The organism is Arthrobacter sp. yr096 (assembly GCF_900108925.1).
GTDB lineage: Bacteria > Actinomycetota > Actinomycetes > Actinomycetales > Micrococcaceae > Arthrobacter.
Genome location: NZ_FNYI01000003.1, coordinates 499,419 through 524,785 on the forward strand (window position 1 = coordinate 499,419; position 25,367 = coordinate 524,785).

The 25,367-nt window shown below is 61.7% G+C and carries 24 protein-coding genes; 16 read left to right on the plus strand and 8 right to left on the minus strand.

Annotated features, from left to right (window positions below; genetic code table 11):
• The first annotated feature begins 33 nt into the window (after positions 1 to 33).
• The 14 genes from dop (at position 34) to BMY91_RS10230 (ending at position 15,968) form a co-directional block, all read left to right on the plus strand.
• On the plus strand, positions 34 to 1,653 hold the full coding sequence (gene dop, locus BMY91_RS10165) for a depupylase/deamidase Dop (RefSeq protein WP_090821461.1): 1,620 nt from the start codon (positions 34 to 36) through the stop codon (positions 1,651 to 1,653).
• Positions 1,654 to 1,772: 119 nt separating this feature from the next.
• Positions 1,773 to 1,976 carry a ubiquitin-like protein Pup gene (locus BMY91_RS10170; protein WP_090821463.1) on the plus strand — a complete coding sequence of 68 codons (204 nt, stop codon included), beginning with the start codon at positions 1,773 to 1,775 and terminating at the stop codon, positions 1,974 to 1,976.
• A 78-nt stretch (positions 1,977 to 2,054) separates the two neighbouring features.
• Entirely contained in the window at positions 2,055 to 2,864 is an 810-nt protein-coding gene (gene prcB / locus BMY91_RS10175) for a proteasome subunit beta (RefSeq protein WP_090821465.1), read from the plus strand.
• A 1-nt stretch (position 2,865) separates the two neighbouring features.
• Positions 2,866 to 3,573, plus strand: a complete 708-nt coding sequence (prcA, locus tag BMY91_RS10180) for a proteasome subunit alpha (RefSeq protein ID WP_090821467.1) — start codon at positions 2,866 to 2,868, stop codon at positions 3,571 to 3,573.
• 1 nt (position 3,574) lies between these two features.
• On the plus strand, positions 3,575 to 4,939 hold the full coding sequence (gene pafA, locus BMY91_RS10185) for a Pup--protein ligase (RefSeq protein ID WP_090821470.1): 1,365 nt from the start codon (positions 3,575 to 3,577) through the stop codon (positions 4,937 to 4,939).
• 129 nt (positions 4,940 to 5,068) lie between these two features.
• Entirely contained in the window at positions 5,069 to 5,992 is a 924-nt protein-coding gene (locus tag BMY91_RS10190) for an FKBP-type peptidyl-prolyl cis-trans isomerase (protein WP_175538609.1), read from the plus strand.
• 86 nt (positions 5,993 to 6,078) lie between these two features.
• Entirely contained in the window at positions 6,079 to 6,474 is a 396-nt protein-coding gene (locus BMY91_RS10195; RefSeq protein ID WP_011774867.1) for an FKBP-type peptidyl-prolyl cis-trans isomerase, read from the plus strand.
• A gap of 95 nt (positions 6,475 to 6,569) precedes the next feature.
• Positions 6,570 to 8,588: a helix-turn-helix transcriptional regulator gene (locus BMY91_RS10200; protein WP_177179894.1), complete on the plus strand. Its 2,019-nt coding sequence runs from the start codon at positions 6,570 to 6,572 to the stop codon at positions 8,586 to 8,588.
• 9 nt (positions 8,589 to 8,597) lie between these two features.
• A complete protein-coding gene (locus BMY91_RS10205) occupies positions 8,598 to 8,948 on the plus strand; it encodes a hypothetical protein (protein ID WP_090821476.1) in 351 nt (116 codons plus the stop codon).
• 36 nt (positions 8,949 to 8,984) lie between these two features.
• Positions 8,985 to 9,254, plus strand: coding sequence for a Sec-independent protein translocase subunit TatA (gene tatA / locus BMY91_RS10210; RefSeq protein WP_090821478.1), 270 nt, complete (start codon positions 8,985 to 8,987; stop codon positions 9,252 to 9,254).
• A gap of 6 nt (positions 9,255 to 9,260) precedes the next feature.
• Complete coding sequence (tatC, locus tag BMY91_RS10215; RefSeq protein ID WP_090821480.1) at positions 9,261 to 10,097, plus strand: twin-arginine translocase subunit TatC; 837 nt, start codon at positions 9,261 to 9,263, stop codon at positions 10,095 to 10,097.
• Positions 10,098 to 10,121: 24 nt separating this feature from the next.
• The gene (locus tag BMY91_RS10220) at positions 10,122 to 13,097 is read left to right on the plus strand and encodes a DEAD/DEAH box helicase (protein ID WP_090821483.1); all 2,976 of its coding nucleotides are present in this window, start codon (positions 10,122 to 10,124) and stop codon (positions 13,095 to 13,097) included.
• 59 nt (positions 13,098 to 13,156) lie between these two features.
• Positions 13,157 to 14,809: an amidohydrolase gene (locus BMY91_RS10225; protein WP_090821485.1), complete on the plus strand. Its 1,653-nt coding sequence runs from the start codon at positions 13,157 to 13,159 to the stop codon at positions 14,807 to 14,809.
• 415 nt (positions 14,810 to 15,224) lie between these two features.
• Complete coding sequence (locus BMY91_RS10230; protein ID WP_090821488.1) at positions 15,225 to 15,968, plus strand: polyprenol monophosphomannose synthase; 744 nt, start codon at positions 15,225 to 15,227, stop codon at positions 15,966 to 15,968.
• Positions 15,969 to 16,043: 75 nt separating this feature from the next.
• Here the strand turns inward: BMY91_RS10230 and BMY91_RS10235 are convergent, their stop codons facing one another.
• The 4 genes from BMY91_RS10235 to BMY91_RS10250 all read right to left on the minus strand — a co-directional run bounded on the left by BMY91_RS10235 (position 16,044) and on the right by BMY91_RS10250 (position 19,099).
• Positions 16,044 to 16,391 (minus strand): RNA polymerase-binding protein RbpA, encoded by a 348-nt coding sequence (locus BMY91_RS10235; RefSeq protein ID WP_011774875.1) that lies wholly within the window; start codon positions 16,389 to 16,391, stop codon positions 16,044 to 16,046.
• Between the two features lie 274 nt (positions 16,392 to 16,665).
• A complete protein-coding gene (locus BMY91_RS10240; RefSeq protein WP_090821490.1) occupies positions 16,666 to 17,625 on the minus strand; it encodes an SPFH domain-containing protein in 960 nt (319 codons plus the stop codon).
• An 89-nt stretch (positions 17,626 to 17,714) separates the two neighbouring features.
• Positions 17,715 to 18,176, minus strand: coding sequence for an NfeD family protein (locus BMY91_RS10245; protein WP_090821770.1), 462 nt, complete (start codon positions 18,174 to 18,176; stop codon positions 17,715 to 17,717).
• Between the two features lie 80 nt (positions 18,177 to 18,256).
• The gene (locus BMY91_RS10250) at positions 18,257 to 19,099 is read right to left on the minus strand and encodes a methyltransferase domain-containing protein (RefSeq protein WP_090821492.1); all 843 of its coding nucleotides are present in this window, start codon (positions 19,097 to 19,099) and stop codon (positions 18,257 to 18,259) included.
• 69 nt (positions 19,100 to 19,168) lie between these two features.
• Here BMY91_RS10250 and BMY91_RS10255 point away from each other — a divergent pair, with 69 nt between their 5' ends.
• Positions 19,169 to 21,184 (plus strand): S9 family peptidase, encoded by a 2,016-nt coding sequence (locus BMY91_RS10255; protein ID WP_090821494.1) that lies wholly within the window; start codon positions 19,169 to 19,171, stop codon positions 21,182 to 21,184.
• A 20-nt stretch (positions 21,185 to 21,204) separates the two neighbouring features.
• Here the strand turns inward: BMY91_RS10255 and BMY91_RS10260 are convergent, their stop codons facing one another.
• On the minus strand, positions 21,205 to 21,879 hold the full coding sequence (locus BMY91_RS10260; protein WP_090821496.1) for a peptide deformylase: 675 nt from the start codon (positions 21,877 to 21,879) through the stop codon (positions 21,205 to 21,207).
• Positions 21,880 to 21,930: 51 nt separating this feature from the next.
• Between BMY91_RS10260 and BMY91_RS10265 the strand changes: the two genes are divergently transcribed.
• Positions 21,931 to 22,338 (plus strand): nuclear transport factor 2 family protein, encoded by a 408-nt coding sequence (locus BMY91_RS10265; protein WP_090821498.1) that lies wholly within the window; start codon positions 21,931 to 21,933, stop codon positions 22,336 to 22,338.
• On the opposite strand, the gene BMY91_RS10270 is transcribed toward BMY91_RS10265, so the two are convergent.
• Genes BMY91_RS10270 through BMY91_RS10280 form a run of 3 tightly spaced genes read right to left on the minus strand, consistent with a single transcriptional unit; the run spans position 22,339 to position 25,326 of the window.
• Entirely contained in the window at positions 22,339 to 23,469 is a 1,131-nt protein-coding gene (locus tag BMY91_RS10270; protein ID WP_090821499.1) for an FAD-dependent oxidoreductase, read from the minus strand. It abuts the gene before it with no gap.
• Positions 23,462 to 24,193 (minus strand): class I SAM-dependent methyltransferase, encoded by a 732-nt coding sequence (locus BMY91_RS10275; protein ID WP_090821501.1) that lies wholly within the window; start codon positions 24,191 to 24,193, stop codon positions 23,462 to 23,464. The genes BMY91_RS10270 and BMY91_RS10275 overlap by 8 nt, the downstream gene beginning before the upstream one ends.
• Complete coding sequence (locus BMY91_RS10280) at positions 24,190 to 25,326, minus strand: type III polyketide synthase (protein ID WP_090821503.1); 1,137 nt, start codon at positions 25,324 to 25,326, stop codon at positions 24,190 to 24,192. Before BMY91_RS10280 ends, BMY91_RS10275 begins: the two co-directional genes overlap by 4 nt.
• Positions 25,327 to 25,367: the final 41 nt, after the last annotated feature.

Below are 25,367 nucleotides of genomic sequence, written 5' to 3' on the forward strand. Positions count from 1 at the left end.
TCGCCTGCAGAAAAGTTGCCCCACGGGGGCGCCATGCGCGTCATGGGTTCGGAAACTGAATACGGAATCCACGCACCGTCGGCCCCCGGCGCGAACGCCACCATGATGTCCGCAAGGATCATCCAGGCCTACGCCACCGTCACCCGGCAGCGGGCTGCCGGCGGTGCTGAGACCCGCTGGGACTACACGGACGAAGAACCGCTGCACGATGCCCGTGGCTGGACCCTCGACCGGGCGGCCGCAGACCCCAGCCAACTCACGGACCAGCCACCAGTACTCGACGCCGAAGCTGTCGCCTTGGCGTACGGTCGCCAGGAGCTGGAACTCGATGGTGCCGACGAGTCCGGCTCGCTGTTGATGAACATGGTCCTCGGCAACGGCGCACGCCTGTACGTGGACCACGCGCACCCCGAGTATTCGAGCCCGGAAGTGACCAACCCGCGGGACGCCGTGGCCTGGGATGCTGCCGGCGACCTCGTAGCCCTGGCAACGGTCCGGAAAGTCGCGGCTGACACCAGCCTGCCTTCGATCAACCTGTACAAGAACAACACGGACAACAAGTCCGTCTCTTACGGATCCCACGAGAACTACCTCATGCCGCGGTCCGTACCCTTCGGAGACATCATCCGTGGCCTGACGCCGTTTTTCGTATCCCGCCAAGTGGTGTGTGGTGCCGGCCGTGTTGGTCTGGGACAGGACAGCTCCACTCCTGGCTACCAGATCAGCCAACGGGCAGACTTCTTCGAGGCAGAAGTAGGGCTGGAGACAACCATCCGGCGTCCCATCATCAACACCAGGGACGAGCCCCACGCAACGGCAGACAAGTACCGGCGCCTGCACGTGATCATCGGCGACGCCAACCTGAGCCAGGCCTCCAACTACCTCAAATTTGGTACCACGGCCATGGTCCTAAGCCTCATTGAGGCCGGACAGGCACCAAAGATCGAGGTTCACGAACCCGTCCAGGCGCTCCAGACGATCAGCCACGACACCACGCTGACCGCCACAGTGAGACTCCTTGATGGTCGAAGGGTGAGCGCCCTCGATATCCAGTGGATGTTCTACGAGGCGGCCGCAAAACTCGCCCAAGAGACAGGCGTGGCTGATTCCCTGACTGGCGACGGCCACACCCACGATGTCCTGGCACGGTGGGAGTCCACGCTGACGATTCTGGGCAGCGACATCAGCGCCGCTGCCTCGTCCGTCGAGTGGGTAGCCAAGAGATCGCTTCTGGACGGGTACCGAAACCGCGATGGCCTGGCGTGGAACGATGCCAGGCTTGGCTTGGTGGACCTGCAGTGGTCAGATATACGGCCCGAGAAGGGTCTCTATTACAGGTTGCTGTCCCGGAATCGCATGACCCGGATCGTCGACGACGGCCTCATTGCCCGGGCGGTTGGCGAACCTCCTTCGGACACCCGTGCCTACTTCCGGGGCCGGTGCGTCTCCCGGTTTGGAAAAGACGTGGTGGGTGCAAGCTGGGACTCGGTCATTTTCGACGTCCCAGGTCTTGGAAAGCTGCAGCGGGTACCCACCCGCGAACCTTTGCGCGGAACTGAAGCCCTCACCGGTGCACTCTTTGAGAGGCACCAGGACGCCGGCTCCTTCCTGGCCGAACTGATGGGCCAGAATCCGCCCCCGGTAAAGAGCTGAGGCGTGCCCGCCACAGGAAGATTCGTGCCTGGTCAAAGCCATACGCAGCAGCCTGCAGCGTGGCAATATGGCAGTAGGAAGTCTCCGGCATCAGGGGACTGACAGTAGGGAGAAAGAAAATGGCAGCTCAGGAGCAGCAACAACCGCAGTCCCGGGAAACCGAAACTGAAGTAGACGTCCCGGAAGCCCCACCCACAGCACCCGAAGCCCAGGCATCGGACGCGACACAGGGCGTGGATGACCTCCTCGACGAAATTGACGGCGTTCTGGAATCGAACGCAGAAGAGTTCGTCAGGGCCTTCGTCCAAAAGGGCGGCCAGTAAACGAACCGTCACAGGATGTACTGCCCGGCCGGCGTGAGGCCGCCGGGCATCGGAACGCAGAGTCGAAGGAGTGCAGCAATGCAGGACCCGTCAACCGGCCCCCTGGCCACCCAGGCAACGTCTTCTTTCACGGAGCATCTCCAACGCTCGCGTCCTGAACTCCTTCCCTTCAATCAATCACTACCCGCCGGCATGGTGCCATCCTCGCCGCACGCCACTACCATCGTTGCCCTGACATACGCAGGGGGAGTGCTGATGGCCGGAGATCGGCGAGCCACCATGGGCAACATCATCGCCAGCAGGCACATAGAGAAGGTATTTCCCGCTGACGAGTACTCCGTGCTGGGTATTGCCGGTACGGCGGGACTGGCCATCGACATCACACGGCTGTTCCAGGTTGAACTGGAGCATTACGAGAAAATTGAGGGCACACTCCTCAGCCTGGTAGGCAAAGCCAACCGCCTGGGCGCAATGATCCGCGGGAACCTGCCCATGGCTATGCAGGGAATGGCAGTCATTCCCCTGTTCGCCGGGTTCGACCAAGTGTCCGGAGTGGGGCGGTTGTTCTCCTACGATGTGACGGGCGGCCGCTACGAGGAGCAGGAACACCACTCGGTAGGTTCCGGTTCGGTGTTTGCCCGCGGCGCCCTGAAGAAATTGTGGAAGCCAAACCTCTCCGAAGAAGCCGCCGTCGCCATCGCCGTCGAGGCTCTGTACGACGCCGCAGATGACGACTCGGCAACGGGCGGTCCTGATCCCGTCCGCCAGCTGTGGCCCGTGGTGTACACGGTTAATCGGGCGGGCAATCGACGCGTTCCCGAACGGGACTTGGCCGCCATCGCGGGGGCCATCGTTGAATCGCGTGCCATCGCCGGACGGGAGGCCTGACATGACACAGCAGTTCTATGTCTCTCCCGAGCAACTGATGAAGGACCGTGCGGACTTCGCCCGGAAGGGCATCGCCCGCGGACGCTCCGTAGTGGTTATCAGCTGCGCTGACGGCATCGCCTTGATCGCGGAGAATCCGTCGCCTTCATTGCATAAAATCGGCGAAATCTACGACAAAATCGCGTTCGCCGCTGTGGGAAAGTACAACGAGTTTGAAAGTCTTCGGCAGGCAGGCGTCCGCTACGCCGACGTCCGCGGCTACTCCTACGATCGTGAGGACGTCACGGCCCGCGGCCTCGCCAGTGTGTACGCACAGAGCCTCGGCGCCGTCTTCACCGCTGAACAGAAGCCGTTCGAGGTGGAACTGGCGGTAGCCGAGGTGGGTCTGGCACAAGAACAGGACCACCTGTACCGGCTGACTTTCGATGGTTCCATCGCGGACGAAAACGGCTTTGTGGTGATGGGCGGCCTGGCTGACCAGATTTCCGACGTCGTCAGCGCGGCATGGGAGCCTGAGTTGAACCTCGCCGGGGCCATGCGTTTGGCACTGCGCGCCCTGGCCACCGATAAGGAAGCCGAAGCATTGCCCGCCACAGCCGTTGAAGCCGCAGTCCTGTACCGCGCTTCGGAAAGCCACCGGGGTTCCCGAAGGGCCTTCCGTCGGCTCCTGCCTGAGGACATGACCCGCCTGCTCACAGAGGAGAGCTGAGATGGATAAGCGAATTTTTGGCATCGAAACGGAGTTTGGGATTTCCTACTCGAGCCCGGATTCACGTCCGCTGGCTCCTGAGGAAGTGGCTCGTTACCTCTTTCGCAAGGTAGTCAGTTGGGGCAGATCCTCCAATGTGTTCCTGACCAACGGCTCAAGGCTTTATCTGGACGTTGGATCACACCCGGAGTATGCCACAGCCGAATGTGATGATCTCGCCCAGCTCATCGCCCATGACCGGGCGGGCGAGCTCATCTTGGATGACCTGGTGGATGAAGCCCAATCGAGGCTGGCAGCGGAGGGATTCAACGGCACGGTCTATCTGTTCAAGAACAACACCGACTCCGCGGGAAACTCCTACGGCAGCCACGAAAACTACCTCATTCCGCGGCGCGGGGAGTTCTCCCGCCTGGCCGAAATCCTGATTCCGTTCCTGGTGACGCGTCAGCTGATCGCCGGAGCGGGAAAGGTCTTGAAGACCCCGCATGGCGCCACCTTTGCGTTCTCCCAGCGGGCCGACCACATCTGGGAGGGCGTGTCGTCTGCCACCACCAGGTCAAGGCCCATCATTAATACCCGCGACGAACCACACGCTGATGCCGAGTTCTACCGCCGGCTCCACGTCATCGTGGGGGACTCCAACATGTCTGAGACCTCGGCATTGCTCAAAGTTGGAACGGTGGACCTGATCCTTCGCATGATTGAGGCAGGCGTGATCATGCGGGACATGCGCATGGAAAACCCCATCCGCAGCATTCGTGAGATTTCCCACGACCTCAGCGGCCGCGCCTTGGTCAGGCTGGCCAACGGCAGGCAATTGACCGCACTTGATATCCAGCGCGAATACTTGGGCAAGGTCACGGAATTCGTGGCTGCCAACGGCGCACACAACGCCCACGTGCCTCTCATCCTGGACCTGTGGAAGCGGACTCTGGACGCCATTGAGAGCGGAGACACCAGCACGATCGACACCGAGGTCGACTGGGCCATCAAGAAGAAGCTCATGGACGGGTATATGCGGCGACATGACCTGAGCCTGGATTCGCCCCGTATTGCACAACTCGACCTCACCTATCACGACATTTCCCGGCAACGCGGTATCTTCTTCCTGCTCCAGGCGCGGGGGGCCGCACGCCGCCTGGTGACGGAAACAGACGTCAAGGACGCCGTTGATGCACCGCCTCAGACAACGCGGGCCAAGCTGCGTGGCGACTTTGTTCGCCGCGCCCAGGAACTGGGCCGTGACTACACCGTTGACTGGGTTCACCTGAAGCTCAACGACCGCGCGCACCAGACAATCCTCTGCAAGGATCCCTTCCGGAGCGTTGATGAGCGGGTAGATGCACTTCTGGACTCCATGAGCTGAGCGGCTTTATAAGCTGGCTCTCAGCTTCACGGGCTATTCTGGATAGTGGTCTCTTTCCAAGAGCCACCCTGCTTGGAGGCGTTTAGCGTCTTTCCGAGTGTCCCTTGCCCCGACGAAAGTGTCTTTTTTGTGCGCCGACTCCTAGCAATTCTCCTTCCTGCCCTGCTGCTCATCACTGCGTGCGGAGGAAACACTCCGGCAGCCGAGCCCACCAGCCAGTCAGCCGGTGATACCTCCAAGCTTGACTCCGTGAAAGTGACGGACAACGGAAACGACAAAGCCCCGGGCATTGAGTTCTCCAAGCCCCTCACCGTGTCCGAGACCACTGTCAAGATGGTTGTCGAAGGCGACGGAGAGCGGATTAAGGCCGGCCAGACGGCCGAGCTGGTGTATCTGGCCGTCGACGGCAATGACGGTAAGACCGTGGAAGACGCTTACGCCAACGGCCCTCAGCCGATCGAGCTTACTGACGAGCTGAAGGCAGGCAACGAGCAGATCTACAACGCGATCGTCGGCGCCAAGATCGGTTCCCAGATCGCCTTCGCGGCACCGGGCAATGCCACGGCTTCTGCACCCGCCTCCACACAGCTGGTCATCTTCAAGTTGGTCTCAGCCAAGGATGCCGCGCCGGTACTGGAGAAGCCGGAAGGTGAGACAGTAACTCCTCCTGCAGGGCTCCCCACCGTTAAGGAAGACGACAAGGGCATTCCCCAGATCTCCGTTGACGGAGTAGCCGCTCCCAAGGAACTCATCGCCCAGGACCTCATCAAGGGTTCCGGTGCAGCCGTCAAGTCAACTGACACCCTCACTGTCAATTACGTGGGCGTCAACCTTGTTGGTGGCACCAAGTTCGATTCCAGCTATGACCGCGGAAAGTCCACGAGCTTCCCGCTCACTGGCGTCATCAAGGGCTGGACCCAGGGCCTTGAGGGGAAGACTGTCGGCTCCCGCGTCCTGCTGGTCATTCCCAAGGACCTGGCCTACGGCGACGCAGGCCAAGGCGAAGCCAAGGGCGACCTCGTCTTCGTCGTGGACATCCTCGGCGTCAAGTAGCCAACGGCCGTCGTCTGCACGACTGCCGGGCACTGGCTTAGGCTGGTTCCTGACATCAATCCGTCCCCCACATCAAAGGAGTACCCATGTCATTCGGTCAGCGTGACTTCGACCGCACCAAGCCGGAAATCGACTTCCCGGAAGGTGACGTCCCCACGGACCTCGTCATCACGGACCTCATCGAGGGCACCGGCACGGAAGCCAAAGCCGGGGACACCGTCTCCACGCACTACGTCGGCGTGGCCTGGTCCACTGGCGAAGAGTTTGACGCCTCATGGGGCCGCGGCGCTCCGCTCGACTTCCGTGTTGGCGTTGGCCAGGTTATCCAGGGCTGGGACCAGGGTCTCTTGGGCATGAAGGTTGGCGGCCGCCGCCGCCTGGAGATTCCGTCTGAGCTTGCCTACGGTTCCCGCGGTGCCGGCGGAGCGATCAAGCCCAACGAGGCTCTGATCTTTGTGGTAGACCTCGTGGCTGTCCGCTAGGACACCACCTTTGCGCAAGGCGCGTCACCTTCCGGTTTCACTGGTTGGTGACGCGCCTTGCTGCTTTCCTGCCGGTCTTTAGTAACGTAGCAACCGTGTCCGCATCCCGCACTGAACGACTCCTGAACCTTCTCCTGGCCTTGCTCAATACCAAGGTGGGACTTCCACGGTCCATCCTGCGCGAAAAGGTTTACCGCGATTCCGCCGAAAATGACGTCGCTTTTGGACGCATGTTCGAGCGTGACAAGGTGGATCTTAGGCAATTTGGCTTTGAGATTGAGACCCTCACGGACCCGCAGAATTTTGGAGTGGATGACCCCGCCACTACGCGCTACCGCATTGGCAAGGACTCCAACAGGCTCCCTGAAGTCAGTCTCACTCCTGCTGAGTGCACCGTCCTCCTGTTGGCCGCCCAGCTGTGGGAACGTGCTGCCCTCGGTACTGCTGCCGCCAACGCCGTCCGCAAACTGCAGGCTGCTGGTGGCTTTACTGATGTGGATCTCCCCGCGGGCGTTCAGCCTCGCATCAAGCCGGCCGGACAAGCGTTCGACGACGTCGTGGCGGCCATGCACGGCAGGCATCCGGTCCGTTTCGGCTACCTCGCGGTCAGTTCGGGACGCGAAGAGGTCCGCGATGTCGAGCCATGGGGACTGGGCAGCCGATTTGGCCAGTGGTACCTGGTAGGCCTGGACCGGGAGAGAGCGGCCAAGAGGCTTTTCAGGCTCTCGCGGATGACCAGCGCCGTTACCGTACTGACCGGCAGCACTTTTGAGCCGCCGGAATCCTTCGACGTCCGGGCAGAACTGGACTCCCTCAACGAGCTCCCGGTCCAACACGCCACCCTTGACGTGGACAGGGACCGCCTCCTTCCCCTGCGAAAGAGGGCGAACAGTGTCACGCCGCTGCCCGCGGGCTCCAACCGTGACCGTCTGGTTGTGGACTTCCGTGATCCTGAGCAGCTCGCCGAAGAATTAGCCTCCTACGGCCCCCACGTCCTGGTGGTGAGCCCGGCGGAGCTGTGTGCCGCCGTCGTACGCCGCCTCCAAGGCGCCCTTGACGTCGATGCTGTCCCGTCCGTACCCCTGCAGTTCCCCGACGCTGGACGCGCGCCCAGGGCGCGGAAGCGGACGTCCGAGGACCAGTTGGCAAGGATGCTCCAGCTGGTCCCTTTCCTGGTCCACCATCAGGGGCTGCACATCCAGGAAGTAGCGGATCATTTCGGCATCACGCGGAAAGCGCTGATTGACGACCTGAAGATCCTGATTTGCTCGGGTCTTCCAGAGGGCTACCCCGATGACCTCCTGGACATCCAGTGGGAAGACGACCATGTGTACATCTCCGAGCACTTGGACCTGAATCGTCCGGTGCGTTTCAGCGAGGAGGAGGCAGCTGCGCTCCTGACCGGCCTGGCCATGCTGGGCGACCTGCCGGCGTTGGCCGGAATGGCCGAGGACCAGCCTGGGAGTGCTCTGGAATCCGTCACCATCAAATTGACCGGCGCCGCAGGGCAGGCCGGCCGTCTGGCTGGTTCCGTGGCCGGCCAATCCGTCGCGCCGGGTCAATCGCAGGCGTTTGCCACGATTACGCAGGCGATCAGGGATGGACAACAGCTCCATCTGAAGTATCTCTCCCGGCAGCGGGATGAGGTCACTGAAAGAGACGTCGATCCCTTGCGGCTCTATTCTCTGGACGACACATGGTACTTCGAGGCCTACTGTCACAGTAAGACGGGCATCCGGAATTTCCGCTTGGACAGAGTGGAGGCGTTGGCACCCAACGGCCGTCATGTCACCGGGTCTGCAACGGCCGCGGAAGACTTTCCGGCGCGCCTGTTCACTCCCAGCGATGACGACGTCCTGGTGGTCCTGCAGCTGACCCGGCAGGGTGCCGGGCTGGCTGACGATTACTACGCCGAACGCACGGCGCCAATGCCCGACGGCGGACTCCTCGCTGAAGTACGGTTCGGGAACGCAGAGTGGCTGCCGATGTTCGTTTCCCAGCATGGCGGATCCGTCCGTATCGTTCACCCCGAGCAACTTCGCAAGGGGGCCCGTGCCTGGCTTGATGCGGCCCTGGCCCAGTACGACTCTGCTTCTGACAGCCCGGCTGGCTAGACTACTCAGATGCCTTGGTGGTTCTGGATCCTGTTGTGGATCGCGCTAATAGCCCTTTCATTGCTTCTGCACCTGGCGCTGGGGTACCGCTTGTTCAGGAAATTCATGTCAACTGTTCATGAATTGGGCGATGCGGGTAAACGTTTCAGCAACCTTTCGCCTATGGTCGAAACCTCCGATGTTGAACGGACGGAGGACCACCCTGAGCCGGGCTCCGCAATTTTTGCCTCACCGGAGCAGATGCGTCATGATTACCTGACGGCCAAAGCCTTCCGCCAGGAAGTTCGTCGCCAGAAGCGCGTCAAGCGCAAAGCAGAGCGGGGTCAGCCCCAAAACCTGCACGACATTGAATTCAGATAGACGTAGGATGTATCCAAAAGGAAAGGACCTCCCCACATGAGGCTCGAAGGCTGGCATCTCATCATCATCATCGTCCTGGCTCTGGTGCTTTTTGCAGCACCGAAGCTGCCGTCCATGGCGCGCAGCATTGGGCAGTCGATGCGTATTTTCAAGTCTGAAGTCCGGGAAATGAAGAAGGACGGCTCTTCCGAAACGAAGGACGCCCAGGACTCTTCCGACGCCGTCGAAGGCAAGGTTGTTGGTCACCCGGACGTGAACGCCAAGAACAACGGCGAGACTGACGTTCCGCCCTCCACCCGCGTCTAGTAAGAAGTGGTTGAGACGAAGGGGCGCAAGGCCAACCCCGAAGCCCGGATGGCGCTCCTTGACCACCTCAAGGAGCTGAAGAACCGGCTCTTCAAGGCTGCAATCGGCGTCATCCTGGGAACGGTGGTGGGCTTCATTGTCTACCAGCCGCTTCTGGAGGCTTTGATTAAGCCGATCAAGGATCTCAACGAAAAAGAAGGCCGCGCCGCAACGCTGAACTTTGACGGCGTCGCCAGTTCGTTTGACCTCATGGTGCAGGTTTCGGTCTTCCTAGGCGTGATTCTTGCGAGCCCGGTGTGGATTTACCAGCTCTGGGCTTTCATCGTGCCCGGCCTTCACAAAAAAGAGCGTCGACTTGCGTTGTCGTTCGTGGCAGCAGCGGTGCCGCTCTTCATCGGCGGCGTCCTCCTCGCGTGGCTCGTTTTGCCCAACGCCGTGCGGGTCCTGACTGACTTCACTCCGGTGGGTGGATCCAACTTCATCAGCGCCGAAATCTACTTGGCCTTTGTGCTCCGGCTCCTGCTGGCCTTCGGTATCGCTTTCCTTGTCCCGGTGGTTTTGGTTGGCCTGAACCTGGCAGGAATCGTCAAGGGCAAGCAACTCATCAAGAGTTGGCGCATTACCATCTTCCTGGTGTGCTTGTTCGCTGCGATGGCTGCTCCCGGCGCTGACGCCATGAGCATGTTCTACCTCGCAGCGCCCATGCTTCTCCTGTTCTTCGCTGCCATTGGTGTCTGCGTGTTGAACGACCGCCGCCGTGAGCGTCGCGCCATCAAGCGGGCGGCCGAGACCGAGGCCACGGCGAACATCGCCACCCCGGCCTCGGATCTGGAGAATCTCTAGACATTCGGCCACTAGGCTTGATGCATGTCCTCCATTTCCGGGTCTTCATCTCCATCAGACCGTTACCAGGCGGCTGCCCAGCGCGCCGCTGAGTCGAAAACGTACCTCGGGTCCTTCGCCCGTTCGCTGGACTTTGACCTGGACGACTTCCAGCGCGAAGCGTGCAGGTCACTCCAGGAAGGGCGCGGCGTTCTGGTGGCAGCCCCCACGGGTGCAGGCAAAACAATCGTTGGCGAGTTTGCCATCTATCTCGCATTGGAACGCGGTCTGAAAGCGTTCTACACCACCCCCATTAAGGCCCTGAGTAACCAGAAGTTCTCAGAACTGGCAGCAAAATACGGCGCAGCCAACGTTGGTTTGTTGACCGGTGATACCACCATCAACGGCGATGCCCCGGTGGTGGTTATGACCACCGAAGTCCTGCGGAACATGCTCTACGCCGATTCGGAAACACTCGGCGATCTTGGCTTTGTAGTGATGGACGAGGTCCACTACCTGGCCGACCGCTTCCGGGGTGCCGTCTGGGAAGAAGTCATCATCCATCTGCCCAGCGAAGTGCAGGTAGCGTCCCTGAGCGCCACCGTTTCCAACGCGGAAGAGTTCGGCGCATGGCTGGACACCGTCCGGGGTGACACCGACGTCATCGTGTCCGAGCACCGCCCCGTGCCCCTATGGCAGCACGTCATGGTGGGCCGGGACATCGTGGACCTTTTTGCCGGCGATACCACGTTCGATGAGATCGCTCCCCGGGCACCCGGGGAGCAGGAAACCGAAGCGCCGGATCTTTCCGAGGCTGAGGAAATCGTCCGCGAGCCAGCGCCCACAGAGCACCGCAAAACATCACCCAAGCGCTCCGCGGCCAGCCAAGTTCGCCAAGCGGTCACCGGACCCGGCTTTGAGGTCAATCCGGACCTTCTTGCCATGGCCCGTTCGGAAAGCCGCATGAACATGAACGGACGCTTTGGCCATGGCGGACGGAGCCGTCGCCGCCAGGACCGCTACCGGGACGATCGCCAGCAGTCAGAACAACGCAGCCCCGTCAGGAAAGCCAGCCGTCCGCAGGTGATCGAGAGCCTGCGCCGCCAGGACCTCTTGCCTGCCATTACGTTCATCTTTTCCCGAGCAGGCTGCGACGCAGCGGTAGCGCAATGCGCGGCCTCGGGCCTATGGCTGACCACCGAGCACGAGCAGCAGATTATTGCCCAGCGTGTGGATGAAGCGAGTCACGAGATTCCCGCTGACGATTTGGACGTCCTCGGTTTCTGGGGTTGGCGCGATGGCCTCGTCAGGGGTTTTGCAGCCCATCACGCGGGCATGCTGCCCACGTTCAAGGAAGTGGTGGAAAAGCTCTTTGCCGATGGCTTGGTGAAGGCCGTCTTCGCTACCGAAACCCTGGCCCTTGGCGTGAACATGCCCGCCCGCTGCGTGGTCCTCGAAAAGCTGGAAAAGTTCAATGGCGAAGCGCACGTGAACATCACCGCAGGGGAGTACACACAGCTCACCGGGCGTGCGGGCCGCCGTGGAATCGACGTCGAAGGGCACGCCGTAGTCTTGTGGCAGCCCGGTACGGATCCCGCCGCGGTGGCCGGCCTGGCGTCGCGACGCACGTACCCCTTGAATTCCAGCTTCAGGCCTACTTACAACATGAGCATCAACCTGATTGCGCAGTTTGGGCGGGTTCGGGCACGCGAAATTCTGGAGTCCTCCTTCGCGCAATTCCAGGCAGACCGTTCCGTAGTTGGCTTGGCCAGGCAGGTCCGGGGACGCGAAGAATCCCTGGCAGGCTATGCCAAATCCATGCAGTGCCACCTCGGGGATTTCACCGAATACTCCAAACTGCGGCGGGAACTCAGCGACGCCGAGAATTTCGCGGCCCGCGACCACCAGCGTGCCCGCAAATCCCATGTGGCCGATTCCCTGACCCGGCTGATCCCTGGCGACGTCATCAGCATCCACAGCGGAAGACTGGCCGGACACGCAGTGGTCCTTGAGGTGGATCGAAACGCCCGCGAGCCCAGGCCTTCCGTACTCACGTCGGATAACCAGCTGCGCCGCATAGGGGTGCACGATCTCGAGGGACCGGTCTCGCCCCTCACCCGTATCCGGATCCCCAAATCCTTCAACGCCAAGGTGCCCAAATCGCGGCGTGACCTGGCCTCCGCAATGCGCCACGCCATCAGCGAGGACGCGCCGGAGAGCCGACGCAACAGCAGGCACGAGGACTTCGGCTTGGGAGCCCGGTTGCCGGACCAGGAAAAGAAGATCGCCGATCTTCGGAGGTCGCTGAGGGCACATCCGTGCCACGGCTGCAGCGAACGGGAGGACCATGCACGGTGGTCAGAGCGCTGGTGGAAGCTGCGCCGGGAAACTGACGGCTTGGTCCGCCAAATTCAGGGCAGGACCAATACGATTGCCAAGACCTTTGACCGCGTATGCGATGTTCTCTCGGTTTATGGCTACTTGGAAACCAGCGACGCCGGACAGGTCGCCATCAGCGCAGACGGTCAGCGGCTTCGCCGTATCTATGGTGAGAAGGACCTTCTCATTTCCCAGACGATCCGACGCGGCGCCATCAATGATCTCGACGCTGCCGAACTGGCATCTTTTGCCAGCTGCCTGGTGTACCAGGCCAAGCGGGAGGACCGGGGACTCCGGCCCAAGATGCCCTCGGTGTCGCTCGAGTCGGCCGTGGACATCGTGATCCGCGAATGGTCCCAGCTTGAGGACACGGAAGAGCACAACCGGCTGCCGCTCACCGGTGAGCCGGAATTGGGACTGATGTGGCCCATGTACAAGTGGGCAAAGGGCCGCCACCTGCAGGAGGTGCTCAGTGGCACCGATCTGGCGGCCGGAGACTTTGTCCGCTGGGCGAAGCAGGTTGTGGATCTCTTGGACCAGTTGGCCAAGATCCCGCAACTGGATCCTCGATTGGCGAGGATCTGCCGGGAATCCATCGACTTGGTTCGACGCGGCGTCGTTGCCTATTCAACAGTGGCTTAGCGCACCGCCTTTTGTTGTCTCACTGATTGACTGTTTTCAAAGCTCAAGGAGCATTACGCATGAACCAGCCAGGCGTGCCAGCCGGCCATGACCACAAGGACCACAAGGTCACCATGTATCGCAACGGGTCGATTTATACGGCCGCAGATCCCTTTGCCACGGCCATGGTGGTGGACGGCGACACCGTTGCGTGGGTGGGTTCCGAGCAGGCTGCTGCTTCCATCGCCGATTCATCGATGGAGATCATCGATCTCCGCGGTGCACTCCTGGCACCTGGCTTCGTGGATTCACACGCACACCTGACGGAGACAGGACTCGCGTTGTCCGGCCTGCAGCTGGCGTCGGTGCGGTCAGCCAAGGAACTGCTCGACGCCGTTGCCACCGTTGGCGGCTCAGGTTCAGTTCTGGGCCATGGTTGGGATGAGACGGGCTGGAGTGACCCCACACTGCCCACTCTTGAGGAACTGGATCGGGCGGCGGGTGGACGGCACGTGTATCTTTCGCGGATCGATGTGCACTCTGCTCTGGTGTCGTCCTCGCTGGCAGCAGCGGCTGGATTGAAAGGGAAGGACGGATTCTCCGGTACGGCCCATGTGGTGCGGCAAGCGCACACGTCGGCCCGGCTGGCGGCGCGGCATTTGCCTGACGGCGAACGACGCGCATACCAAGCACAGGCACTGCAGGAGGCCGCTTCCAACGGTTACGTGGCTATGGCGGAGATGGCGGCACCCCACATCTGCGGTCCTGACGATCTTCGGATGGCCGCGTCATGGAATGAGCACACGAACAGCCCCGAAGTGCTGCCTTACTGGGGCGAACTGGCCAGATCCGCGGATCACGCCCAAACCATCCTGGACAGTCTGGGAACAAAGGTACTGGGCCTTGCGGGGGACCTGAACATGGACGGTTCCATCGGCTCCCGGACGGCGTCGCTCATGAACGACTATGCCGATGCGCCAGGGCACCGCGGCAGCCTGTATCTCTCGGTGGACGATGCCGCCACACACCTTGCGGCCACGTCCTTACTGGGCGTCCAAGCGGGTTTCCACGTCATTGGCGATGCCGGACTGGGTGCCGTCCTGGACGCCCTGGATGCAGCCGCTGCCGAGGTAGGGGAGCAGCGGATCCGGGCAGCGGGCCACCGCCTTGAGCACGTGGAGCTGGCTGACCAGTCCGCTATTGAGCGGCTGGCGAAGTATTCCATTACGGTCAGTGTGCAGCCAGGGTTCGATGCCGCGTGGGGCAGGGCCGGAGGTCTCTACGAGCAACGACTCGGCGATCGCAGCCAGGCCATGAACCCTTTCGCATCCTTTTACGCCAGCGGTGTGCCCATTGCCTTTGGCAGTGACAGCCCTGTGACACCCCTGCGACCATGGTCCAGTGTTCGCGCGTGTCTGGAGCACAGCAACCCCGAACAACGAATCTCGGCGCGTGCCGCGTTCCTTGGCCATACCCGGGCAGGGTGGCGGGCTGCCAAGTACCGGAACCCGTTGATGGGCCAGCTGGTTCCGGGCGCACCGGCCAGCTTCGCCGTGTGGGAAGTCGAGGAATTGATGGTTCAGGTGGCGGACAGCCGCGTTCAGTCCTGGAGCACCGACCCCCGTGCCCGCACTCCGCTGCTTCCTGCCCTCGACACCGGCAGCGATCCCCGCTGCCTGCAAACGGTTCGCGAGGGACATGAACTGTTTGCCCATGACTCACTGCGGGCCTAGACACCGAATTTCATGACGGAGATCGGGTGCTGAACTGGACCGATGCAAGGATCCGCAGGTCAACCGCCGGTTGACAGAGTGGGGTGAGTCCGTAGCATTGAGGCTCAACGGATCATCATTGCAGAGGCAGCTGCCGGAGCTTGCTGGTTCGGCCGTGGCCGGAGCGGGCTCATGGTGGCGGCAAAGTGAGTGGGCAGGTCCACAGCGACCCGGAAAACAGTTCGTCCGGAATATCCTTGTTCGGCGCCACTGGTGCTGGGCTTGTGGACCTGCCCGCAGCTTCCCGGCAGTTGTGTCCGGCGCCACAGCGGCCCGGGAAGAGTCGTCCGGCGTCCTATAATGGAGAGTTGCGCCAGAATGCCAGCCGCCAGGCTGCTCCGGCACACTGACCGCTCCATCAAGGAAAGGCCTCTTCTTGCGTGTCCTGACGATCATTCCCACCTACAACGAGCTGGAATCGCTCCCCAAGACGCTGGGGCGGCTGCGCGCTGCTGTACCCGAGTCCGATGTTCTGGTGGTTGACGACAACAGCCCTGACGGTACGGGACAGCTGGCTGACGAGTTCGCCGCAGCGGATAGCCAGGTGCATGTTTTGCATCGCAAGGGCAAAGAAGGCCTCGGCGCTGCGTACATCGCCGGTTTCAAGTGGGGATTGGCTGCCGGCTATGACGTCCTGGTGGAAATGGACGCGGACGGCTCCCACAAGCCGGAGCAGTTGCCGCTTCTTCTCGATGCCGTCAAGGACGGCGCCGACCTCGCCATGGGTTCACGGTGGGTCCCGGGTGGCAGCGTGGTCAACTGGCCGCTCTACCGGCAGGCTATCTCCCGCATTGGCAGCACCTATGCCCGCATCATGTTGGGCGTAAAAATCAAGGATGTTACCGGTGGCTACCGGGCCTTCCGTCGCAGCACGCTGGAGGCACTCAATCTGGACGCCGTCGAGTCCGTGGGCTACGGGTTCCAGGTGGACCTTGCCTGGCGCGTGGCCAAGCTCGGCCTGCGCATCGAGGAACGCCCCATCACGTTCGTGGAGCGAGAGCTCGGCGCCTCCAAGATGAGCGGCAACATCGTGGTGGAAGCCATGATCAACGTGACCAAATGGGGACTGGCAGCACGTTGGGCGAAGCTCACTCGAAAGTCACCCGCAGCCGCTAAGTAGTTGGGCAATAACAAAGGCCGGGTCCGGTTTCCTTGAGGAAACGGACCCGGCCTTTGTTGTCTCAGTCGCTGCAGACTAAGCGGAACGACGCTCTCCACGACGCTCACGCAGGATGTTCAATCGATCCTCGAGGATCTGCTCCAGCTCGGGAAGGCTCCGGCGCTCAAGCAGCATGTCCCAGTGGGTACGTACAGCTTTTTCGTTGGCATCCACGGGACGCTCGCCGTCAACCAGAAGCGCTTCCTTGCCCGTCTTGGAAACCCACACCGGGGGGATCTCGGCTTCGGAGGAGAAGGTTACGAAGACCTGCTCGCCATCCTCGCAGCGGTACTCGACCCGCTGGCGCGGCGCCGGTTCAACGCCGGATTCGGTTTCCATGCTTTGGGCGCCAAGACGCATACCCCGCAGGCTGCGATCGCTCATGATTACTCCCTCTGTCTGTTCGCGGAGCAGGAACCCCGCGCTAGCCGTAAGCCGTTTGCACGTTCCTTACGGACTACTTCTGCACACCTTGCATCACTAATTGCAACGCCTGGCAAAGCTTTTATGTTCCATCCACACTGAACCAGCCGGACAAATATCCCATTATACGCGGATGAGGTCCCTCTACCCAAAGCGGGCCTTAAAGGCCGGACGGCCAGCCACAGAATGGCTGGCCGTCCGGTACGGGTTACTGCTGCTTTGTGAGGCGTTTCGGCTACTCGGCAGTACGGGCCGGCTGGGCCCCCTTGCCGGATTCATCACCGAAAAGGCCGGCGGCAGGTGAGTCACCGTTACTGCCTCCCAGGGCACCACCGATGCCCTTGAGTGCCTCGCCTACTTCGCTCGGAATGATCCAGAGCTTGTTGGAACTCCCTTCGGCGATCTTGGGGAGCGTCTGCAAGTACTGGTAGGCCAGGAGCTTCTGGTCCGGATTTCCCTTATGAATCGCGTCGAAGACCTTCTGGATGGCCTGGGCTTCACCGTCAGCCCGAAGGATAGCTGCCTTCGCGTCACCTTCAGCAGCAAGAATGGCTGCCTGACGCTGGCCTTCTGCGGTGAGGATCTGGGACTGCTTGGTGCCTTCCGCAGTCAGGATTGCGGCACGACGGTCACGCTCAGCACGCATCTGCTTTTCCATCGAGTCCTGGATGGAGTGGGGCGGATCGATCGCTTTCAGTTCAACGCGTGAAACGCGGATTCCCCAGCGGCCCGTAGCTTCATCAAGCACACCACGGAGCTGGCCGTTGATCTGGTCGCGGGACGTCAGCGCCTCTTCGAGGTTGAGTCCACCCACCACGTTACGGAGCGTGGTGGTGGTCAACTGTTCCACGGCTTGGATGTAGTTTGCGATCTCGTACGTGGCCGCTCTGGGATCGGTGACCTGGAAGTAGACCACCGTGTCGATGGAAACCACAAGGTTGTCTTCGGTGATGACCGGCTGCGGCGGGAATGACACCACCTGTTCGCGCAGGTCGAGCAGCGGCAGGAGCCTGTCGACGAACGGGATCAGTATGGTGAGCCCCGGGTTAAGCGTGCGCTGGTACTTGCCGAGTCGTTCTACGACGCCGGCTCGTGCCTGCGGGATGATCCTTACCGAGCGGACCAACACGATGATGACAAAAATGACGAGAACAATCAGCACAATTGCTGCTGCTGTTCCTCCTAAGCCGTCCATACATCTCCTTCGTTCCCCAATTGCGTGGTTTGATGCGGCTTTGCGCGGGCGGGTTGCCCACCCGGCAACCGACTAAATCAGTGGGCGCCTCAGCGCGGGCTATTGTCGGCAGACGAGGCGACTACCGCCGTCGCGCCGTCAATTTTGGTGACCTGGACTGTTGCGCCGGCGTCGATGACGCCAGCGGTGCTGCGGGCGCTCCATACGTCACCGCCAATTTTGACGAGTCCACTTGTGCCGCTCACGGCTTCGATGACGAGAGCTGACTGGCCTATAAGGCGGTCGATATTGGAGCGCTGTTCTTCGGGCCCCTTGTGGAGGTGCTTGAGCGCCACGGGCCGCACGAAGGCAATCATCAAGAGGGAAACAACGCAGAAAATAACAATCTGCAGCCAGAACTCGGCGCCGGCGAAGTCAGCAATCAGGCCGGCAAGGGCACCGCCGCCCAGCATGATGAAGAAGAGGTCGAGAGTCAGCATCTCCACCACTGCGAACGCGAGGAACACGGTGAGCCAGAGGGCCCACCAATTCTCGCCGAGCCATTCAAACATCCGTTCCCCCTTGGTCCCGGATCCCGCGAGGGGGATCACAGTCACTGTTCTCCCATCCTAGCCCGACGTACCGCCCCACGTCAGGACACGGTAAACACGCTGATCCGGAACATGGCCGTGGTGGTCGTGGAAGCATCGGATTCTGCCAACCCGGACAACTGCCCGGAGTGGAGATGATGGCCGGCCGGGCCCATGAAGGCGAGATCTGCTACCTCCGGGCCACTCAAAAGCAAGGGGATATCCAGGGTGTGGCTGTCTCCGGAAGCGAAATGCGCCCGCATGCTGTCAACCAGGCGTTCCTCTTTGCCATCTTCGATCCCCAGCATCCCTGTCCGGGCGGCGATCTCCGCGAGATGCCCGGGCCGCGGCGTCACCACCACAAGGGTTCCGCCCGGCCGGAGCACGCGGGCGAATTCTGCGGGGTTTCGTGGAGCAAAGACCACCATGACCACGTCCGCGGAGTGGTCCGCCATGGGCAGTGGCCGCCAGATGTCCCACACCAGGTTGGCGGCCTCCGGGTTGAGTCGAGCCGCCCGACGAAGCGCAAACTTGGAGATATCCAGGCCCACGGCGCTGGCCCCGCTCTTTGCGGTGACTGCCCGGAGATAGTGTCCGGTCCCGGTCCCGGCGTCGAGGACCAACGCATCAGGTCGCCGGAGTACGCCCTCGGCAACATCCGCAACAGCATCGGCCAGAGCGGAGTAGTGCCCGCCCTCCAAGAACCGGTATCGGGCGGCAACCATGTCAGCCGAATCAGCTTCAAAGACGGTGCCCTTGCCCGTCAGCAGGTTGAAATAGCCCTGTTTCGCGGCGTCAAAGGTGTGCCCCGCACCGCAGGCCAGGCTCCGTGGCTGATCTTCCTTAAGCTGGAACGCCCCTTGGCAGACAGGACAGCGGAGGGCAGCAACAGCATGGGACAACATGGCTCCAATCCTACGGTGGGACGGAGTGTCTGGTACCTGTGGTGAAAACACCGGGCTAGGCTCACCAGCGTGAAACCAGAGCAACTTCCCCTGCTGAATTCCGTGTCCGCCCCCGCCATCCACCCTGACGGCACCAAAGCTGTGGTCTCCGTCATCAGACCGGATTTCGATGCCGACAGCTACGTTGGACAGCTGTGGAGCGTCCCGTTGGACATCACCAAGCACCCTCGCCGCATCACGCGCGGATTCAGGGACAGTTCGCCGTCATTTTCACCGGATGGGCTTGTTCTTGCCTTCCTCCGAAGCGATCCCGATGGCAAGCCGCAGCTGTTCGTGGTGGAGGCGGCCGGCGGCGAACCGCAACGGATCACGGATCAGCACAGCGGCATCAGCGGTTTTATCTGGGCTCCCGATTCGCACCGGATTGCCTTCCTTGCCAGGGTGGCGGAGCAGGGCCGCTACGGAACAGTCGACGGCGTTACTGCTGGAGGCGAAGATGCCCGCCTGATCACGAATAATCAGTACCGGATGAACGGCGTGGGATACACAGGGGACCAGCCCCAACAAGTGTTCGTCGTAGAGGTACCGGAACTGGGCGGCGAACCCGCAGTTGCACCCCGTGGGCGGGCAGCCCATGAACAGCCGGCCCGCGAAGTCAACGGGATACCTGCAGCCAAGCAGCTCACGTTTGGCGATGCCGATCACGATTCCCCGTGCTTCTCCGCTGACGGGTCCCAGATCTATTTCGTGGCCGGCCTGCACCAAGGGCACGACGACGATCTGGTCACCTCCGTTTACCGGGTAGCAGCCTCCGGCGGCGAGCCAACCGCCGTCGAACCTTCAAACAAAATCCGACAGACTGTCACGGACGTCCGTACATCGACTGATGGCCAATGGCTCTTTTACATTGCCCAGGACATGGGTCAAACGGGCCGGGACTTCGTGGCACGCAACGGCGTCCTCCATGTCATGCCCATCGGCGGGGGAGAGTCCGTGCCGCTGACCGACGTCGAATATCTGGATGTCGCCGGGCCTTTGGAGCCCAGCGGTCCCGCCAGCGTGCTGGTGCTCAACACGGCTCTGGGCAGCGTCGAACTGCTGGATGTTCCCGCTGAAGGCGAGATTACGCCCTTGGTCCACGGCGCCCGGGTGGTCATTGGAGCAAGCGTGGCAGCCAACGGCGAAATAGCGGTCAGCTACTCGGATGCCGCCACGATGGGCGACGTAGCATCTTTGGAACGAAATGAACTGCGCCTGCTGACAGACTTTTCAGCAGGCTTGAGAAATAACTCACGGGTCAGCGAGCCAGTGGATTTCGGGGCATCCTCCGAGGACGGCCACCGGGTCCATGGATGGGTCGTGCTGCCGGACGGGCCTGGACCGCACCCCGTCCTGCTGAACATCCATGGCGGACCGTTCGCGCAATACACCGGCGCCTACTTCGACGAAGCGCAGGTATACGCCGCAGCCGGGTACGCGGTGGTGATGTGCAATCCGCGGGGGTCCTCCGGCTACGGCCAGTCCCATGGCCGGGCCCTTAAGGAGCGCATGGGCACAGTGGATATGCAGGACGTCCTCGCCTTCCTGGACTCAGCGTTGGCCGCCTTCGACGCCTTGGACCAGGATCGTGTAGGGATCATGGGTGGTTCTTACGGCGGATACCTCACGGCCTGGACCATAGCTCACGATCACCGGTTCACGGCAGCGATCGTGGAACGTGGCTTCCTGGATCCCGTCAGCTTCACGGGCTCATCAGACATCGGCTGGTTCTTTGGGGGCGAATACACCGGAGGTACTGCGGAGCAGATGGCCGCCCAGAGCCCTATGGCCGTGGCCGGATCCGTGACAACCCCCACCCTGGTGATCCACAGCGAGAATGATCTTCGTTGCCCCGTTGAACAGGGACAGCGCTACTACTCCCAGTTGAAGAGCCAAGGTGTGGAGACCGCCCTGTTGGTCTTCCCCGGCGAGGACCACGAACTCTCCAGATCCGGGACACCCCATCATCGCAAGCAGCGCTTCGAGCACATCCTTCACTGGTGGGCACAACACCTTCCCACGCCGTCAAACACCCCGGAGGTGTAGCCGTCCCGCTACGTTCGGCCTCAGTGGAGAAAGCCGAGGGACCTGCGGGCCTCATCGATCCCAGGGGCAGACCACCGGGCTGAGTGCTCTGCGTTGCTGGTCAGCGAACGTATTTCGGCGCGGTCCAGGTAGAGGGTTCCGTGGAGGTGGTCCGTTTCATGTTGCACGATGCGGGCCTGCCAGCCTGAAAACCACTCTTCGACGGCTTCCCCCGCAGGGGTGGTGTACCGCAACTCAACGTTGCGATGCCGTGTCACAACGGCCTGGTAGCCGGCAACAGAGAGGCAGCCTTCGTAGAATGAGGCAATCTCCGTTCCCAGCGGCTTGTACTGCGGGTTGATGATGGCGAGGAATTCCAGATGTTCCCGGTGACGCACCGCCGCCGATGCCGGATCAACCTCATACTTGTCCTCCAGGACCGCCAGTTGCAACGGTATGCCCAACTGGGGAGCGGCCACGCCAACCCCGGGCGCTTCATGCATGACATCACGCATCCGGTCCACCAAGGCCATCAGCTCAACGTCGTCAACCTGGCCATCAAAGGGAGCGGCCACCTGCCGCAGGACAGGATGGCCCGCCTGGACAATGGCCGGAAGATCCTCCGAATCAAGAAGTCGGCGGACAGCATCCCTGATCTGCATCGGATTGAAGTCGGTGGCGGGGTTGGGTGCCTCGTGATGAGGTTGATGCGTCATGCCTTGAGCCTAGCGCGGCAGGGGCCATGGACCATGGACTAGGCTCGACAAATGAGCGATTCTACACCCTTGGACCACGTACTGGGTTTCGTCAGGACTGTTGAAGCCGGCGGCGGAGCTGCCGAATTGCGGCCCTTCCTGGCAGAAGACTTCAAGCTCACAGAGTGGCCACATGCATTGTCCAAAACCGGCTCCACCCGAACCCTGGCAGAGACCTTGGCGGGAGCCGACCACAGCAAGGAAATTGTTGTCGATCAGCGCTTCGACGTGGTCCGGACTACTACTCAGGAAAACCGCGTGGTCCTTGAAATGAATTGGTCCGCCACACTGCTCCTCGACCTGCCACACTGGGACCGCGGCGATACCATCCGAGCCAGAAGCACTGCTGTTTTTGAGCTTCGGGATGGCTTGATCACCAGCCAGGACACCTACGACTGCTACTACACCACGCCGGAATAACTAGCGCATGGTGAAGCGCCGCTCCACCAATCCTGCCACTGCGGGAAGCTCAAGCGCAGCGGCAAAGAGCTTGTTCCTGGTGGTCATAAACTGCGGTGGCAGGGGCCTGCCCAGAGCCATGTTGAGCCCCGCCTGCCTCGACGCCCGCACTGCGGCACTGCGGCGTAACTTTTCGAACTCGCGGAGCCGCCGCCCGACATCGTCTCCCTTGAGGGAAGCGTCCATGATGGGCGCGAGTGCCGCAGCGTCCAGCCATCCCAGGTTCATGCCTTGCCCGCCGATTGGACTGATTTCATGGGCAGCGTCACCTAAGAGAATCACGCGGCCGTGAATCATCCGCTTCGCCAGACGTGAACTCACCTCAAAGGCGCTCACCATGGAGTTGCTTGCCGCATCAAGCACCTCACCCGTCCTGGACCCCACCAACTCAGCCAATCCGGCCGCCGTCGTGCCTCTATCCGGTTCGCCCAGCCTCACCACCCATCTGCGCACGCCACCCGGCAGGGGGAACGACTCCACAATCCCTTCGGGCTCCAAATAGAGCACTGCGTCACTGCCGTGCCCTGTGTCGTCTGCAAAGTCGCCCATGATGTACGAGTCCGGATAGCTTTTCGGCGCCAAGTGGGGCAGTAACCCCTGACGGATGCTGGAGTGCGCTCCGTCGGCAGCAATTGCCAATCTGGCGGTGAACTGGTGAAGCTTCGACCCGGAGTTGGCCATGACGCGCACCGACCGGAAGTTGTCCAGTACTTCGCGGACGTCCGTACCCCGAATGATTGCCTGCGGGTCCACCTCCATGACTGCGGTTTCCAGGACTTTCTCCGTGACGGCCTGGGGGACAGCAAGGATGAACGGCACGGCGGGATCCCCGGAAAACGGGAGTTCAGCCACCCTGCGTCCACGGCTGTAGGCGATGCCGCGGCGGATGTGGACACCTGAGGCCACAAGTTGGGCGGCCACTCCGGCCCGGGAAAGCTCAGCCAACGCAGGAGGGTGGATTCCGATGGCTCGCGAACGGGTGCTTCTGTCGCTCCGGCGTTCCAGAATGCGGACCCGGTGGCCGCGCTGCAGCAAAAGTAGCCCCATGAAGAGGCCCACCGGGCCTGCGCCGACAATCACAACGTCAAGCACGTTCCTCCCGAAGCTCCGTTGACTTAGGGCGCCTGTGGACGAGCAGGTTGTGCCACGGGCCGTTTCTGTCCACAGACCAGTGCTCCGGAACCGTGGACTCCAATTCGCTAGCCGTGTAGCTGCGCTTGATGGACACCAAGCCGTCACCACATATGTAGGAGCCCACCCCAAGCGGCCAGAAACCTGCGGCGAACAACACGTATGACACGTTGCTGCGATTGAGGTCGTTGTGCAGGGACACGCCCCGGCATAGCGCTTCTGAGTCACGCAGAACACCCGCAAGCTGTGCGTCGTCGAGGTGGTGAAGGACGTGGTTGGACATCACGACGTCGAACGTCCGCCCCTCGGCTACCAACTCGGAGCTGTGTGCTTGGCGGTATGTCACACCCGCCACAGGAACGGCCCGGGACGCAAACAGGTAAGCCCGCTCATCCGGGTCAATCGCTGTCACTTCAAGCCTGAAGCCATCCCTCTGGGCCCAGAGTGCCAGGTTCCGGGCCACGTCCCCGCTGCCACAACCAATGTCCAGCAAGGATGCTGCGCCCTTTTCTGCGAGCAGAGGACGCACGTAGGTGCAGTAGGTCCCGTGCCACCCCGAGAGCAGCCTGTTGACCACGGGAAACCTGGCATAGGTTTTGTTGAGCCGCTGGGGGTCGCAATCAGCTCTGTCCATCTCCTCCACAGAATGCAGATCCCTGTGTTGGAGGGATCCCCACGGACTCACAGCTCGGGGGAGACCAGTGTGAAGAGGCCAGTCTCCACCGTCAGCCCCGGGCCGAAGGCCATGGAGCAGATCCGTTCCTCGCGTTCGGTTGCGTTCTGCCCCAGCATGTATTTCAGGACAAACAGCACGGTGGCGCTGCTCATGTTGCCGTACTCCCTAAGTGTTTCCCGCGCCGGGACCAGCTGTTCCTGGGTCAGTTCGAGCTTTGACTCGACCTTATCCAGGATGCTGCGGCCGCCCGGGTGGATGGCCCAATGCGTGATGTCCCGGTAGGGGAGTCCAGCCAGTTGAGGCTCCTTGGCCAGCAGCGGCTCCAGGGCCCCGGTGATGTGTTCTTCTATGATGTGGGGGACGTAGGAACCCAGCACCATCTCGAATCCTTCATCGCCAATGTTCCAGGCCATTGCTTCCTCGCCCACTGGTGTGAGCACAGTTTCAAAATGATCCAGCCGGATCACGGGATCCGGCCCCTCCGGTTCACGGGCAGTGACGATCGCGGCCGCTGCGCCATCGCCGAAAATGGCTGAGCCCATGATCGTGTCAGGATCATTTGAGGTCCTGACGTGAAGGGAGCAAAGCTCAACACAGATCACCAGAACCACAGCATTGGGATCGGCCACGCAGAACTGCTTTGCCGCCTTCAGCGCGGGAAATGCGGCATAGCAGCCCATGAATCCGAGATGGTACCGCTGCACGGCGGGGTTAAGCCCCAGGGCGCGGACCACCTTGTAGTCGGGTCCAGGATTGAAGAAGCCCGTGCAGGACACAGTGATGACGTGGGTGATGTCGTCCAGATCGATGCCCGACGCCTGTGCCACTGCAGATTTGCCGGCTTCTACGAAGAGCTTGGTTGCTTCTGTGGCAAAGATTTCGTTGCGGACCTTGGTACTGGGGCTCAGGACCCGGTTGGTTTCGGGATCGAAGAACCGTGGATTCTCGGGATGCGCGTCCAGGCTCAGCTCTTCGACAGCCGTGTAGCGCGTATCAATTGCTGCGGAGTCAAAGCAGGTGGTCACGAGCCGCGTTCCCAGCCGGGTCAGGCCTGGCTGGGATGCGAAAACTTCACGAGCTTGTTGCTGGACGAGGATGGTTGGCGGAACTGCGGTTTCAAGGGACCTCACGTATACCGGCATGCTTCATTCTTAGTGAGTAAACCTGTGAAGACAATGGCAGA